This window comes from Acidaminococcus sp. (assembly GCA_022482815.1).
Classification (GTDB): domain Bacteria; phylum Bacillota; class Negativicutes; order Acidaminococcales; family Acidaminococcaceae; genus Acidaminococcus.
Map to the genome: position 1 here is coordinate 1756137 of JAKVOM010000001.1, position 16565 is coordinate 1772701.

At 49.8% G+C, this 16565-nt stretch carries 9 protein-coding genes; 6 read left to right on the forward strand and 3 right to left on the reverse strand.

All coding sequences use genetic code 11. The features are described from left to right. Positions 1-218: 218 nt before the first annotated feature. A complete protein-coding gene (locus LKE33_07710) occupies positions 219-713 on the reverse strand; it encodes a nitroreductase family protein (GenBank protein MCH3950800.1) in 495 nt (164 codons plus the stop codon). A 282-nt stretch (positions 714-995) separates the two neighbouring features. Next, positions 996-1928, reverse strand: a complete 933-nt coding sequence (locus tag LKE33_07715) for a LysR family transcriptional regulator (protein ID MCH3950801.1) — start codon at positions 1926-1928, stop codon at positions 996-998. 275 nt (positions 1929-2203) lie between these two features. Between LKE33_07715 and LKE33_07720 the strand changes: the two genes are divergently transcribed. Genes LKE33_07720 through LKE33_07730 form a run of 3 tightly spaced genes read left to right on the forward strand, consistent with a single transcriptional unit; the run spans position 2204 to position 5497 of the window. After that, positions 2204-3196 (forward strand): hypothetical protein, encoded by a 993-nt coding sequence (locus tag LKE33_07720; protein MCH3950802.1) that lies wholly within the window; start codon positions 2204-2206, stop codon positions 3194-3196. A 16-nt stretch (positions 3197-3212) separates the two neighbouring features. Next, positions 3213-4136 (forward strand): hydroxyacid dehydrogenase, encoded by a 924-nt coding sequence (locus LKE33_07725; GenBank protein MCH3950803.1) that lies wholly within the window; start codon positions 3213-3215, stop codon positions 4134-4136. A gap of 17 nt (positions 4137-4153) precedes the next feature. Continuing rightward, a complete protein-coding gene (locus LKE33_07730; GenBank protein ID MCH3950804.1) occupies positions 4154-5497 on the forward strand; it encodes a hypothetical protein in 1344 nt (447 codons plus the stop codon). A 246-nt stretch (positions 5498-5743) separates the two neighbouring features. Here the strand turns inward: LKE33_07730 and LKE33_07735 are convergent, their stop codons facing one another. After that, complete coding sequence (locus tag LKE33_07735; GenBank protein MCH3950805.1) at positions 5744-6238, reverse strand: nitroreductase family protein; 495 nt, start codon at positions 6236-6238, stop codon at positions 5744-5746. A 599-nt stretch (positions 6239-6837) separates the two neighbouring features. Between LKE33_07735 and LKE33_07740 the strand changes: the two genes are divergently transcribed. From LKE33_07740 to LKE33_07750, 3 genes are all read left to right on the forward strand, one after another. Beyond that, a complete protein-coding gene (locus LKE33_07740) occupies positions 6838-8517 on the forward strand; it encodes a sigma 54-interacting transcriptional regulator (GenBank protein ID MCH3950806.1) in 1680 nt (559 codons plus the stop codon). Positions 8518-12695: 4178 nt separating this feature from the next. After that, positions 12696-14285 (forward strand): BCCT family transporter, encoded by a 1590-nt coding sequence (locus LKE33_07745; GenBank protein MCH3950807.1) that lies wholly within the window; start codon positions 12696-12698, stop codon positions 14283-14285. Further along, complete coding sequence (locus tag LKE33_07750; GenBank protein ID MCH3950808.1) at positions 14282-15811, forward strand: aromatic amino acid ammonia-lyase; 1530 nt, start codon at positions 14282-14284, stop codon at positions 15809-15811. The genes LKE33_07745 and LKE33_07750 overlap by 4 nt, the downstream gene beginning before the upstream one ends. The last annotated feature ends 754 nt before the right edge of the window (positions 15812-16565 follow it).

Here is a 16565-nt window from a genome sequence, read left to right on the forward strand (position 1 = left end):
GGTTCCTAGGCTGCAGGTTGGGCTGAAAGCCAAAGGCGCTTTTTGTTTTTTCATTCTGCCGAAGGCTGATTAATTCGCCGCCTCCGGCGGCCAAAGCTTTAATTCAGTCAAACCGAAGGTTTGGCTATCTTCTATAATCTCCTTCCACGCAGTCGGAAGGAGGAGGGGCCACGAAGTAGCGGAGGATAGTTTCTTTTCGCGCTCCAGCGCCAAAGCTTTTACTCTACCCATTTCACCCATTCCTCATGATACCGTTCTTCCGGCCCTTTTTCTTCGGCAGGGTAGCCAAGAGCGACCATGGCAAAGGGGATTTCTTTTTTAGAGAGGGAGAGAATTTGCTGGATTTTCTTAGCGCGTTCGGGGCGGGGATAGACACCCATCCAGACGCCGCCGAGTCCCTGGGCATCGATCTCTATGAGGAGATTTTCCGTAGATGCGCTGAGGTCGATGGGCGCAAATTCCGGCACCAGGCAGTCACTGCGGAAGAGGGGAACAATAATGACGGGAGCGTCTTTGGCAAAGACGGAATATTTGCTAACTGCCGCAAGCTGCGCGATTTTGGTCTTGTCAGTGACGACGCAAAAGCGCCAGGGCTGCTGGTTGCAGGCAGAAGGCGCTGCCATGGCAGCTTTCAGGATAGCAGTGATTTTTTCTTTTTCTACAGGTTTATCCATATATTTCCGGATGCTCCGGCGATGAAATAAGTTTTCCATGATGGGATTTTCCTTTCATATAATGCTCCTATTTTAGAATAATTGTAGTTCAGAAAGATGGGGAGGGCAAGGAGAGCGAAGATATGAGTTTTGAGTTGTGAGAAGAAAGTTGTGGGTTGCTGGCCGCGGGTCGCTCTATAGATAGCAAAACAACAAGTGGTTTGCAGCGAATGAAAAATAAAAGAACAAAAATCGGATCCCTTACGGGGTCCGATTTTTTTGTAGCTGAAAGCTATGAGATATGGGTAGTCATGGCCTCTGGATCAAAAACCACGACTCATCTCACCAATTTTCTTTTTTGGGGAACAGTTCGGCCAGGAGAGCTTGGACAGCATGGCGTTTTTGATGAAGATACTGCGTCAGACGCCGTTTGAACAGAGTAATTTCATAACGGCGCAGTTTTTCATTTTCTCTTTCTGTTGCAAGATATACATCATATGTAGGGTTTGTACCGCCAAGACATGCAACTGCGCAGGATTCGCCCTTTGCCTTTTGGTCCATCAAGAAACAGACTGGTGCAAAGAACCAGTAGTCTTTTTTCATGAGACTCCAGGCAAATTGGTAGGAGTCCACTGCATATGTGGGAGAAACACCTTCCGGTACATAGCGCTGGTACCATTTGCGAAAACTGTAGCCGCTGTTGATATAAATCATTTTTTCCATATTAAGTTCCACCGGAGTCAGAACTTTTTTGTGGTGGATTGGTTTGGCACTTAAGATTAGCAGCGGCTCGGTGTAAATGAGTTTCGTATTAATGCCGTTTGTCAGACGTTCCTCAAGGCACATGCCTACATCAATATCACTCATTTGCAGTTCTTCATAAATCGTCGGGGTGTGAGTAGTCCGGATATTGATGTTCCACTTTCTGGTATCTGATCCGAGCTGCAGAAAGAAATCCCGGAGCAGGAAATTATTAATGCTGTTTGTACTTCCGACTTTAATATCCAGCGTATCTTTATGGCTGGCAAAATTTTCCAGCGCCGTGTCCGTATTCATCCAGGCCTGAGCCAGCGGCAAAAAGCGCCTGCCATTCGTGGTCAGCATGGTTTGTCTTGAACCTTTGCTGCGTTGAATCAGCGTTGTGTTCAGCTTTTTTTCCAATAATTTCAAACGGTAGCTGACAGTCGCCTGGGAGACAAAGAGAAGACGAGACGCCTTGCTGACATTCTGGACTTTGGCGACAATAAGGAAGGTTTCGATTAGCTCTTTTTCCACGGCAGACCCTCGCTTTGACTGCTAAATTATTAAAAGTATTGATATCTCCATCATCATACCACTGATAATTCAAACTTACAATTCTTTTCTGAAAATTAAAATCCCGATAAATAGGGGGTTAGAGATGTTGCTCGTAAACAAAAAAATTTAAATATTAATCTGCTTAATATTTTTGCGATTCGATATTTGTTTTTTATTTCTTTAAAGACCTTGTAAACTCTGAAATATAGAAATTGTTAGACAAGTGCGACGATGTTTTGGAGGAGGTTTTGATAATGAAAATCATGGATTGCACGCTTCGTGATGGAGCTAATGTAGTAGGTGCCGGTTTTTCTAAAGAATTGACACGCCTGATGCTGCAAGGTCTCGTTGAAAGTCATATTGATACGATCGAAATGGGACACTGCACTGGTCTGGGCAGCATGAAACATGGCGGCAAGGTTGCTCCCGTTACCGATGAAGAATATTTAGATGTCATGGCGCCTTTTGCGAAGAAAGCACACATTGGTATGTTCCAGTCTGCTGCTAATGCTGATGAAGAACTCATTGCCCTGGCTAAGGAAAAAGGACTTTCTTTTCTGCGTGTCGGCATCAATGCCAGCGATGGGAAAAAGGCAGAAAAGGCCGTGAAAATGGTTCGCAAGGCTGGCTTGGAAGCTAAGTTCAGCCTGATGAAAGCGTATGTTTCTACACCGGAAGAATTGGCCGAAGAAGCCAAGATGTTGGAATCCTTCGGCGCTCAGGCGATTACAATTATGGACTCGGCCGGGTACATGTTCCCGGATCAGGCGGCTGCTTACACAGAAGCGATGGTCAAAGCAGTTTCCGTTCCTGTCGGATTCCACGGTCACAGCAATATGGGACTTGCCATTGCCAACGCCTTGGCAGCGGAGAAAGAGGGTGCTTCCTTTATTGACTGCGGGCTTATGGGCATGGCAAGAAGCGCCGGAAATATCATGACGGAAGGTGCAATCGCTGCTTTCCAGCGTGAAGGTAAGGCTATGGAATATCCGCTCTATACGCTGCTGAAATTTATTGATGATAAATTGATGCCGGCTATGGAAAAGGAAGGTTATCACAATCCGCTGAAACCGCTTGACTTGATTCTTGGTATGGCTGGCTGTCATTCCAGTTTCGTACCGGTTTACAAGGAAGTAGCTGCCGAAAAGAAAGTCAACTTATATCAACTCATTGTAGAAACGTCCAAAATCAACCGCAAGAATCCGGATCGTGCCCTGATGGAAAAAGTAGCCGATTCCCTGAAGTGAGTAGAGGAGGATAGTTATGATTGTATACCTGAGTGAATTCATTGATCCCGCCGCCAGAAAGAGACTGGAAGAAAAGGTTCAGATTGTAGATAATTTTAATGAAATCGAAAAAATTGATGCCATTTTGCTGAGAGGCATTGAAGTCGATGGTGCCTTGATGGACAAGGCTAAAAATCTGAAGCTCATTGCTAAGCATGGCGTCGGTGTCAACAACATTGACCTGGAGGCAGCGAAGAGACATGGCATCATGGTTACGAATACGCCGGGAGCCAACGGAGATTCTGTAGCAGAACTGGTGGTGACTCTGATTCTTGCTTCCGCCCGCAGAATTCTTGAAGTAGATGCGGCCACAAAGGGCGGCCGTGTGACCCGTATTGCACCTCCTGAACTGCGGGGCCATGAAATTGGAGGAAAAGTGCTTGGGCAGCTGGGTATCGGGAACATCGGAGCACGTGTCAGCCGCATTTTGAAGAATGGCTTCGGTATGGACGTCATCGCCTATGATCCGTGGGCGCCTGATGCCCTGTTTGAAAAAGTCGGAGTAAAACGGGCTGATAAATTGGAAGATGTCCTCAAAGCTGCGGATATCATCAACATCAGTTTCGGTCTGACGAAAGACACCAAAAACTTGATTCACGGTGATATGTTTAAGCTCATGAAAAAGACTGTGATTTTGATTAATGCAGCCCGCGGTGGTATCGTGAATGAAGATGATCTTTATAGAGCACTCAAAGACGGAACGATTCTGGCGGCTGCTTGCGACTCCTTTGTGGAAGAACCACCAAGCAAGGATCACCCGCTGCTGACGCTTCCGAACTTTATCGGGACGCCGCATGTCGGAGCCGATACGGAGGAAGCGCTGCAAAAGGTAGGACAAATGGTCGTAGATGATGTACTGCGGTTTGCTGAAGGGAAGGAACCTCTGCATCGCATTGTGTAAGATAAAGGAGGATACAAATGAACGTAGCAGCTGGAAAAGTCTTTATGACTGCCACGAATGATCTGGCGCTCTTAATGGTATTTATGATTGCCGGTGTAATTTTGCTGCAGCTGATTAAACCTCTTCAAAAATTATTCCTGCCGGCCGGACTTATTGGCGGTGTGGTAGCTCTTATTATGGGACCGCAGGTGCTCAATCTGGTGCAGCTTCCTAAAACTTGGAATGGATTGCCTACTCCGATGATTAACGTGGTTCTGACTTGTGCAATTTTTGGTGTAACTATTAACCGCACAAAAATGAAAAACTACCTCGGAGCTATCAACCTTATCGTCCTGACTTATTTTGCGCAGATGTTTGTCGGATGTCTCGTCGGCATTGGACTGGGTAAAATCTGGAAAGATTTGCCGTACAGCTGGGGTCTTATGACAGTATATACGTACTGGGGCGGGCATGGAGCCGCTATGACTGCCGGTACTGTGTTCGAATCCCTGGGTGTCCAGAATATGACAAGCCTCGGCATCATTATGGCAACGTTTGGACTGATTATTGCAATGCTCGCCGGGATTCCCCTCGTGAACTATGGCGTTCACAGGGGTTGGGCTACCCATCTGACCGTCGATCCGGATGCAGGGAAAGAAATGACGATTCTCGTTCCGGAAGAGAAGAGAAAGCCGCTTGGCTTTGCTTCTGTAACTTCTGAATCCGTGAATGGTCTCGTGCTGCAGCTTGGTTTCATCCTGCTCAGCATCTTCATCGGCAGCACGCTTTTCAAAACGCTCGCAAAGGTGCCGATTCCTGCCTTTGCTTCTGTCATGAAAATGATTCCTGCTCTGCTGTACGGCATTGTTGGTGCTATCATTCTGTGGGCCGTCATGCGCAAGACGGGGACGGATAAGTATGCGGATCCAGCATCTGTCAATACGATTTCCGGTGTAGCACTGGACATTTGTGTATGTTCAGCAACGGCCACACTGAATTTGAAGTTATTTGCCTCTTTCCTGGCACCGCTTCTTATTCATCTTGCTGTGATTATCTGCCTCATGCTCTTTATCTGTGTTGTGCTGCTACGTCGCTGGATGAAACACGATTGGTTTGAGCTGTGCCTCATGGCGTTCGGCCAGGGGCATGGCAGTACGCCATCCGGTCTGGCACTGGCCCGCTGCGTGGATGCTGATCATAAATCGACCAGTTGGGAAGGGTTCGGCGTCGCTTTAGGCGTTTTCACACCGATTACGTCAACACTGGCAGCTGTGATGCCATTTGCGGCAGTGCAGTCTGAATGGATTCCTGTTGCCATCGGTCTCGCCGTGACGATTGGTTGCCTGCTCTTTGGTGAATTGGTTATTAAGCGTCAGGCTTAAGACATATTTAATAGGAAAAGTGAAATGTTGAGAAAGCGAAAAAGCAGGGCTGAGGCCCTGCTTTTTCGCTTTGCAATTAAAATCCACGCTGCCGCAGGCCCGCCGCCTCCGGCGGCCATAGCTTTAATTCAGTCAAACCGAAGGTTTGGCTATCTTCTATAATCTCCTTCCACGCAGTCGGAAGGAGGAGGGGCCACGAAGTGGCGGAGGATAGTTTCTTTTCTCCGCGCGTCAGCGCCACAGCTTTTACTCTACCCATTTCACCCACTCATCACGATACCGTTCTTCCGGTTCTTTTTCTTCGGCGGGGTAGCCAAGAGCGACCATGGCAAAGGGGATTTCTTTTTTAGAGAGGGAGAGAATTTGCTGGATTTTCTTAGCGCGTTCGGGGCGGGGATAGACGCCCATCCAGACGCCGCCAAGTCCTTGGGCATCGACCTCTATGAGCAGGTTTTCCGTGGACGCGCTGAGGTCGATGGGTGCGTATTTCGGCACCAGACAGTCACAGCGGAAGAGGGGAACAATGATGACGGGAGCGTCTTTGGCAAAGGCGGAATATTTACTGACGGCCGCCAGCTGCGCGATTTTGGTCTTGTCCGTGACGACGCAAAAGCGCCAGGGCTGTTGGTTGCAGGCAGAAGGTGCTGCCATAGCTGCTTTCAGGATAGCAGTAATTTTTTCTTTTTCTACAGGTTTATCCATATATTTCCGGATACTCCGGCGATGAAATAAGTTTTCCATGATGGGATTTTCCTTTCGTATAATGCTCCTATTTTAGAATAATTGTAGTTCAGAAAGATGGGGAGGGCAAGGAGAGAGAAGTTGGGAGTTTTGAGTTATGAGTTGTGAGAGGAAAAACGCGGGTTTTCCAAAGAGGCTATTCCTCCATCGCAAAAATATATAAAACCGCGGCCTTCGGCCGAATAGGTTCAGTCGGACAACAGAGATTGGTCCGATAGCAACGCTGTAAAATCCACACCAACACCCCAATTTGTGTAGCAGCCCTCTTGTTTTTTGATAAAAAAATAAGAGGGGGGACCGCTTGCGGTGGGTATTCAGTACGATAACAGGGATTGGTTCGATAGCAACGCTGTTAAATCCACACCAATACCCCAATCGGGGCAGTAGTGCCCCTTTCTGCCGAAGGCCAATTGACTGCCCATTCTTTTCTACATTAAGAATCAGCCAAGGCAGCTGCCCGTACGATTGTACTAACCTCTAACCACCAGCCACTAACCACTTTCTGCCTTCTTCTCTCCTTGCAACCCTCCATCCATTATTGATATACTAATCCTGTCATAATCGTACGTTTTCACTTGCATATACAAAAGGTGATTCCTATGGATTATATTTTCGATATGGCCTTCCTTCTCGACGAAGGGGCGACGGTTCGCAAGGTGGAGTTTGGAAGCCGGCTCGGGACGGACGATACTGTCCGTAAGGCTTGTGCGGCGCTGATTGGCAAGCCGCTTCCGGACGTTCCTGAGATGCAGTGGGATAAGGCAAGGGGCGAGGTTACCTGGCAGAACCATCGCTTTACTTATACGCTTTTGACGCTGTCTTATGGTTCGTGCGTACTGATGCGGCACGAACCGGTGCGGGAGAAGCTGATGGAAGCGGCTCTTGACGGGTCGGCAGATATTATACAGCTCTATTCCAAGGACGGGATGATCCAGTTCTTTAACAAAGAGAGCAAGGTGTTCCTGGGGATTCCTCTCAAGGAATCGGCGGAGGGGCAGCAGCTCCTTGATGTGTTTAATCTGGACCCGGACTACAGTTCTGTCTTTACTGCGCTGAAAACGCAGAATTCCGTGTACAATCGTTTCGACCGCTACAAGTCGACGACAGGCAAGGACCTTATGACGGTGGTCGAGGCGCATCCGGTCTTTCGGGAAGACGGCTCGCTCCTTGGGGCGTATTCGGTGGAGCGGGATATGAATTCGGTGAAGCATCAGATCCCGAAGCTGCGTCATATCGAGGAAATCCTGACGAGCCACATGACGGATCACCTGGCGGGAAACCGCGACGTGCGCTATTCTTTTGATAATCTGATTGGCTCTTCCAAAGCGCTGCAGGACGCCATTACGCTGGCCAAGCAGATGGCCGTCAAGGACATTAACATTCTGATTCAGGGCGAGACGGGAAGCGGCAAGGAAATTTTTGCTCAGAGTATCCATCGGTTCAGCTCGCGGCGCAAGGAAAAGTTTATCGCCGTCAACTGCGCGGCTTTTCCGGAATCCCTTATTGAAAGTATGCTTTTTGGCACGGTCAAGGGCGCGTTCACGGGAAGTGTCGATCAGATGGGCCTTATCGAAGCGGCAAACCACGGTACGCTCTTTCTCGATGAAGTGAATTCCATGAGCCCCATGATGCAGGCCAAGCTGCTCCGCGTGCTGCAGGAACACACTCTGCAGCGCATCGGGAGCACGAAGTATATTCCTGTCGATGTCCGCGTGATTTCTTCGAGTAACGAGGATTTGTACCGGCTGGCGGAAAACGGAAAAATCCGACAGGATCTCTTTTACCGTCTGGCGTCTGTGGTCATCGAAATTCCGCCGCTGCGCAGCCGCATGGAAGATCTGCCCGAGCTGGTGGATTACTTTATCAAGAATCATCCTCAGTTTGCCGGACGACCCGTCCGTGAGCTGACGCCGGCCTTTTGGAAGCGGCTCAGGGAGCACAACTGGCCCGGCAACGTGCGCGAGCTGTTCCATATCCTGAGTTACGCCATGAGTGTTTCTTCTGACGGGGTACTCGATGAAGATGATCTGCCCTCGTATTTTCTCCGTCATACCGAAGAAAAACGTCCTTCTTCGCAGCCGAAGCCCCTTGAGTCGAGCACGGCGGAGGAGAAGGGCCTGACCGAGCTCATGGACGAATTCGAGCGCAATATATTGTGGGAAACGTACCTGGTCTGCGGAAAGAACGTAACGAAGGCCGCAGAGAGGTTGAAGATGACGAGGCAGAATTATCAGTATCATTTGCGGAAGTTCGGGATAAAAACTGATCAGGGACGATAAAGGCACCTGCCTCATGCTGGCGTTCGACATGTCTCACGCGCATCATGAGGCAGAGCTTTTTCTAAGGTAGTTTCCGCTGTCCTCTGCAGAATTAGGGAACCAGTGATTCATTCGCAGCTTCATCTACATGTGTCTGCGCCAGTTACGCTGTGTCGACAATTCCTCGAGTTACACCCGGTAACCCTCCGGATTGTCTTCTTGCGTAGCTGGCGCATCCGCATGTATCTGAAGCCGTTCATTGAATCATTGGCTCCCTGCGGCATGGACTTTGTCAGGCGGGCGCGTGACCCATCGAGGTACTATTTGTGTACATCTTCTGGGCCCCGCGCCCGTCTTTCGCGTCCCTGCGGCTGTCTTGCAGCAGAGTCCATCAGAAACAATTAAAAAAGAGGTTTGTTATCGGGGGCATACGTTTCTAAATAGGACATATGCCTTATTTTTATTAAAAGAAGCTATCTTCCCCCGCAAGCGGTCCCTCCTCCTTCCGAAGCCGCATAGCGGCTTGGAAGGAGGTCCCAAAGTAGCAAACCTCCTTACGTCGGTTTGCCTGAAAAAATAAATAAATCGCTGCGGTAAATTTTTTATAATCTTATTTAAAACTGTAGTGCAGTTTGGAAGGGAAAAAACGCATTTTAGCTGGATAACAGGAATTGGTTCGATAGCAACGCTGTTAAATCCAAACCAAACTTGAATTAAGGCACCCTCCCTCTTGTTTTTTGGTAAAAAAATAAGAGGGAGGACCGCTTGCGGTGGGTATTCAGTACGACAACAGGAATTGGTTCAATAGCAACGCTGTTAAATTCACACCAATACCCCAATTGGGGCAGTAGAGACCCTCTTCGACGTCGCTCCGCGACATTGAAGAGGGGGAACCGCAGGAAGGCCCGATATAATCGGGCCTTCCGATTAGCGGTGGGTGATGTGCGCCAGTTCGGCGTGAATAGTATAGTTCGGTGAAAGTCCGAATCCAGTAAAGCCTAGCAAGCAGCTGGTACCGAGTCTTGCATGCAGAGCCGTGAGGTGAGCATGAAGCGTAGACAGGGAGTGTGAGAGCCGTAATGCCAAAATGCGATGAGCAAGGCGTAAAGCAGAATCAGCCTCGTTAACCGTAATATGGAAGCCGATACCTTATCACCGGTCGCAGGCAGAAGCGTACAGTTCGTTAGCAGGAAACTGCGGCGAGAACTGCACAGAGTTCCATCGGGGTCCAAGTGCACGGCGAGTACACAAACACTATTCATGTACCTGGGAGAACTGACTCAGTCCAAGGGACAGTGGTATGCTGACTTAAATACTTAACTGTACGGAGGTTGGCAAAAGCTGAGTCAGTAGTCGGATTGCCTCATAGTAGTGATGAAACCTATGAAAGTAGGCGGAGCGAAGGGGGCAAAGAATAATCGATTTCTGTCTCAAAACAGAAGGTAAGACAAAGAGGTTACCATAATGGAAATTGCGACACAGAAATTAAGGCACCAAGTGCAAGAGTGCAGATATGGTGCTGAAAGATTATTCTAAGAGCCGTATGCGGGAAAACCGCACGTACGGTTCTGTGAGGGGCGGGCGAGGCAACTCGACCCGTCTACTCGACGTGCGCCAGTTCGGCGTGAATAGTATAGTTCGGTGAAAGTCCGAATCCAGTAAAGCCTAGCAAGCAGCTGGTACCGAGTCTTGCATGCAGAGCCGTGAGGTGAGCATGAAGCGTAGACAGGGAGTGTGAGAGCCGTAATGCCAAATGCGATGAGCAAGGCGTAAAGCAGAATCAGCCTCGTTAACCGTAATATGGAAGCCGATACCTTATCACCGGTCGCAGGCAGAAGCGTACAGTTCGTTAGCAGGAAACTGCGGCGAGAACTGCACAGAGTTCCATCGGGGTCCAAGTGCACGGCGAGTACACAAACACTATTCATGTACCTGGGAGAACTGACTCAGTCCAAGGGACAGTGGTATGCTGACTTAAATACTTAACTGTACGGAGGTTGGCAAAAGCTGAGTCAGTAGTCGGATTGCCTCATAGTAGTGATGAAACCTATGAAAGTAGGCGGAGCGAAGGGGGCAAAGAATAATCGATTTCTGTCTCAAAACAGAAGGTAAGACAAAGAGGTTACCATAATGGAAATTGCGACACAGAAATTAAGGCACCAAGTGCAAGAGTGCAGATATGGTGCTGAAAGATTATTCTAAGAGCCGTATGCGGGAAAACCGCACGTACGGTTCTGTGAGGGGCGGGCGAGGCAACTCGACCCGTCTACTCGACGTGCGCCAGTTCGGCGTGAATAGTATAGTTCGGTGAAAGTCCGAATCCAGTAAAGCCTAGCAAGCAGCTGGTACCGAGTCTTGCATGCAGAGCCGTGAGGTGAGCATGAAGCGTAGACAGGGAGTGTGAGAGCCGTAATGCCAAATGCGATGAGCAAGGCGTAAAGCAGAATCAGCCTCGTTAACCGTAATATAGAAGCCGATACCTTATCACCGGTCGCAGGCAGAAGCGTACAGTTCGTTAGCAGGAAACTGCGGCGAGAACTGCACAGAGTTCCATCGGGGTCCAAGTGCACGGCGAGTACACAAACACTATTCATGTACCTGGGAGAACTGACTCAGTCCAAGGGACAGTGGTATGCTGACTTAAATACTTAACTGTACGGAGGTTGGCAAAAGCTGAGTCAGTAGTCGGATTGCCTCATAGTAGTGATGAAACCTATGAAAGTAGGCGGAGCGAAGGGGGCAAAGAATAATCGATTTCTGTCTCAAAACAGAAGGTAACACAAAGAGGTTACCATAATGGAAATTGCGACACAGAAATTAAGGCACCAAGTGCAAGAGTGCAGATATGGTACTGAAAGATTATTCTAAGAGCCGTATGCGGGAAAACCGCACGTACGGTTCTGTGAGGGGCGGGCGAGGCAACTCGACCCGTCTACTCGACGTGCGCCAGTTCGGCGTGAATAGTATAGTTCGGTGAAAGTCCGAATCCAGTAAAGCCTAGCAAGCAGCTGGTACCGAGTCTTGCATGCAGAGCCGTGAGGTGAGCATGAAGCGTAGACAGGGAGTGTGAGAGCCGTAATGCCAAATGCGATGAGCAAGGCGTAAAGCAGAATCAGCCTCGTTAACCGTAATATGGAAGCCGATACCTTATCACCGGTCGCAGGCAGAAGCGTACAGTTCGTTAGCAGGAAACTGCGGCGAGAACTGCACAGAGTTCCATCGGGGTCCAAGTGCACGGCGAGTACACAAACACTATTCATGTACCTGGGAGAACTGACTCAGTCCAAGGGACAGTGGTATGCTGACTTAAATACTTAACTGTACGGAGGTTGGCAAAAGCTGAGTCAGTAGTCGGATTGCCTCATAGTAGTGATGAAACCTATGAAAGTAGGCGGAGCGAAGGGGGCAAAGAATAATCGATTTCTGTCTCAAAACAGAAGGTAACACAAAGAGGTTACCATAATGGAAATTGCGACACAGAAATTAAGGCACCGAGTGCAAGAGTGCAGATATGGTGCTGAAAGATTATTCTAAGAGCCGTATGCGGGAAAACCGCACGTACGGTTCTGTGAGGGGCGGGCGAGGCAACTCGACCCGTCTACTCGACGTCCCTTTCTGCCGAAGGCCAACTGACTGCCCATTTTTTCTACATTAAAAATCCGCCAAAGTATCTGCCCGCACTGCGGTGCTATCCACTAACCACTTTGCCGCAGGCTCGGCCCAAAGCCAAATGCCAAAGGCGCTTTTCCGCTGACCGCAGCTATCGGCTAACTGCTATCTGCTAACTGCCTATTTAGAATCCGCGCAAAGTATCTGCCCGCACTGCGGTGCTATCCACTAACCACTCCCCACTAATCACTTTGCCGCAGGCTCGGCCAAAAGCGCTTTTTATTTCCACACTGCCGTAGGCCCGCCTCCTTCGGCGGCCAAAGCTTCATAGCTTTCTTTTCGCGCGAAGCGCCACAGCTTCCCTCCACAATTTTCTTGCGCCAGATTTCCTTGCAGCAAAGAATCCTTGCATCAAAAATTCATTTTATCGATTAAAATTTTTCATAGCAAATCCCGACAGCCGCATGACAGGCGGCTGCTTCTTTTTTCACGAAAAAAGTAAAATTGGCACGGTATTTGCTGTATATCAAAGCGAGAATGATTTGGTCCTGCAGGGGACAGATGAAAATATTTCAAGGAGGTTTGTGGTGATGGAAGCGAAAAAAGAAAAGGATGTACGTTGGAGCGTGTTTATTCCATGCTTCATCGTCATCGGTGGTGCGGCAATTCTAGGTGTGGTGAACAATGCGTGGCTGACGAAGGTGACGCAGGCCATTTTCGGCTGGTCCCTTGAGACGTTCGGCTGGTTGTATCAGTGGGTGGCGCTCGGCACGTTGATTCTGATTACGGTGCTGGCGTTCTCTCCGCTCGGCAAGATTCGTTTTGGCGGTCCGAATGCGAAGGCCAAGTTCTCCTTCGGTGCCTGGTTTGCTATGACACTGACGGGCGGTATTGCGACGGGCCTCATTACGTACGGCGTCAATGAACCGATTATTTACCTTGGCAATATTTACGGGGAACTGAATACGCTCGGCATTGAGCCTTATTCCCAGGAAGCTATTTTCTTCTCCATGGGCCGCGTGTTCTACAACTGGACGTTCATTCCTTATGCGATGTATGCGCTTTCCGGCGTTATTATTGCTTATATGTATTACAACCGTCATAAGGAACTGTCCGTTTCGGCTTCGCTGACCCCGCTTTTTGGTGAGAAAGTGACGCAGGGCTTCTGGAAGGCGCTTGTCGATACGCTGTCCGTACTGGCTATTGGTCTGGGCCTTGCTGCTTCCCTGGGTGCCGGTCTGGCACTTGTCGGCTCCGGTCTCACGACGGCTTACGGCATTAAACAAGGGCCGCTGGTCTGGGCAATTCTGACGGCTATCATTACGGCTACGTTTACGATTGCTTCTGTATTGGGTATCGATAAAGGCATCAAATGGCTGGCTAATTTGACGACGAAAATTTTCTATGCCCTGCTTTTCATTCTGATTGTTATCGGACCGACGGTCTACATCCTGAACCTTGCCAACGTCGGACTCGGCTACTGGCTTGATCATTTCTGGACCTGGGGTCTCGATCCTTACATTGCAGGCGGCAAGGAACTCGTTACCTGGTGGACTATGTATGACTGGGCGATTTGGATTGCCTACGCTCCGCTGATGGGTATCTTCTTTGCCATCATTGCCTATGGCCGTACGGTGAAACAGTTCCTCCTCATCAACTGGGTGCTGCCGGCTGTATTTGGTATGATCTGGTTTGCTGTCTGGGGCGGCACTGCACTGGATTGGCAGATGGCCGGCCGTGTGGATATCGTGGCAGCCATTAAGGAAGGCGGCGCTGTATCCGGTATCTGGACGTTCCTCCAGGCCGTTCCGTTTGGTTCCATCCTGATTCCTGTGATCATCGTGACCTTGATTGCCGCTTTCTCCACGACGGCTGATACCATGTCCACGACGATCGCCGCACTCTGCACGAAGGGTGCTCGTCACGACGAAGAACCGGCTCTCTGGCAGAAAGTAGTCTGGGGCGTTTCCATCGGTGCCATTGCGTGCATCATGGTAGCTTTCGGCGGCGGTGAACAGGGCGTCGACGGCGTTAAGTTCCTCGCGGCCTGCGGCGGCTTTGTGGTGCTCGTCATCTTTATCCTGCAGGTACTGGCATCTGTGAAGGTATTCTTCTTCGACAAGGAAACGAAGAAAGATGTTGTCGACAGTGAAGACCAGATTGAAACGGAGGCTAAATGATGAAAACGGTACGACTGGGCAAACCGATTGATCTTGATACGTTTATGGCCGTCGTACGCGGTCATGCAAAAGTAGAATTCTCCGCAGATTATAAAAAGCGCGTCAACGCTTCCCGGGCCCTTGTAGAAAAATGGGTCGACGAAGAAAAGGTGATGTACGGCGTTACGACGGGGTTCGGGGCGCTTTGCACGAAGGCCATCAGCAAGGAACAGACGGCACAGCTGCAGAAGAACATTATCTTGACGCACTCGACGTCCGTGGGGAAGCCCCTTACGGAAGAGCAGGTGCGCGGCACGATCCTCATGGTGCTGCAGAATCTGGGTCAGGGCTACAGCGGCGTCCGTCTCGAAGTGCTCGAGCAGTATCGGCAGTTCCTCAATCTGAATCTCATTCCTTTTGCACCGGGCAGCGGCAGCGTAGGTTATCTGAGCCCGGAAGCCCATATGGCCCTTGTCATTACGGGGTTGGGGCAGGCTTATTATGAAGGCGAGCTGATGAGCGGTGAAGAAGCTCTCAAGAAGGCCGGACTGAAGCCTATCCAGCTTATGAGTAAAGAAGGGCTGGCTCTGGTGTCCGGGACGACGAGCCCGACCGCTATGGCGGCCATCGGCCTGTATGATTTTCTCCAGGCAGCGAAGACGGCTGATGTCGTCGGCGCTATGTCCCTCGAAGTGCTGCAGGGCGTCATGAACGCCTTTGATCCGCGCGTCATGGCTGTACGGCCTCACAAGGACCAGGCAGCGACGGCAGAAAATGTCCGGAACCTCCTGGCAGGCTCCGAAGTCATTGAAGCCGCAAAGGGTACCCGCGTCCAGGATGCGCTGTCCCTGCGCTGCATTCCTCAGCTTCACGGTGCCGCCAAGAAGACGCTCAATGATGCCAAGAAGACCATTGAAATCGAAATGAATTCCTGCTGCGATAACCCGATTCTCTGGCCGGAAAAGGGCAACGAAGAAGTCATTTCCGCCTGCAACGCCGATTCTGCTTACGTCGGTGTGGCCATGGACTCCGCCTGCATTGCGGCAACCATGCTGGCCAAGATGAGCGAGCGGCGCAACAATAGAATGATTGATGAAAACCTTTCGGGATATCCGTGGTTCCTGATTCAGAATCCGGGCCTCAATTCGGGCCTCATGATTCCGCAGTACACGCAGGCAGGGCTCCTCAATGAAATGCGGATTCTGTCCACGCCGGCCGTCATCGACAACACGCCGACCTGCGGCAACCAGGAAGACTACGTGGCCATGGGCTATAACGCAGCAAAGAAATCCTGCACCATGGCTGAAAAACTCGAATACATCCTCGCTATCGAACTGCTTTCGGACTACGAAGCACAGCCTTTCGTCAAGAAAGAACTGAAGCGCAGCCCGGCCACGGCAAACGTGCTGAAAGAAATCAAAAAGCAGGTTCCTGTCATGAAAGAAGATATGTTCCTCTATCCGCATATTGAGTGGCTACGGGAGAGGATTCATGACGGAAGTGTTGTTAAGTGGGCTGAGAAGGGGATGGGGAAGAGTCTTAAATAAAGGCACAAAGGCACCTGCCTCACGCTGGCGTTCGACAAGTCTCGCGCGCATCGTGAGGCAGAGCTCTTTCTAAGGAAGTTTCCGCTGTCCTCTGCAGAATCCAACCGCATTTGCTGTGTCAGGAGGCCTTAGGAACCACTCGATATACTATTTTTGTATTATCTCGGGTCCCTAAGGCCTCCTTCCTTGCATCTGCGGCTGTCTTGCAGCAGAGTCCATCAGAAACAATTAAAAAAGAGGTGTGGTATTGGGGTATACGTTTCTATATGGGGCGTATGCCTTATTTTTTTGTTCTTTTATTATATTTTGCCAAAGCGGAGCTTTGGCGACTACGTTCGTGCCTTCTTCGAGCGCAGCGAGGAAGAAGGAGGAACCGCAGTGGGCGTCGATTGCTTCTGCAATCGCGCACACGACCGCGGTGGATATTCAGTTAGATAACAAGTAAGGGTAAATAAGAGAGATTTTAAAACAGCAGCACTCCTGAATGTAGCTGCTGAAATGTCCATTAGTACTTTTATAACCAGAGAAAGACTAAAAATTTAGTAAAAAAATAATAAGATGGTCATCATCCCCCGCAAGCGGGCCCCCTTCCTCAATGTCGCGAAGCGACGTCGAGGAAGGTCCCTAAAGAATATACTGCAGCGATTTTTTTATATTTTTAAGGCAAACCGACGTCAGGAGGTTTGGCTACGTTGCAACCTTCTTCCAAGCCGCCCCGCTCGCCTTAATAAAGCCAAACCGTCAGGTTTGGAAT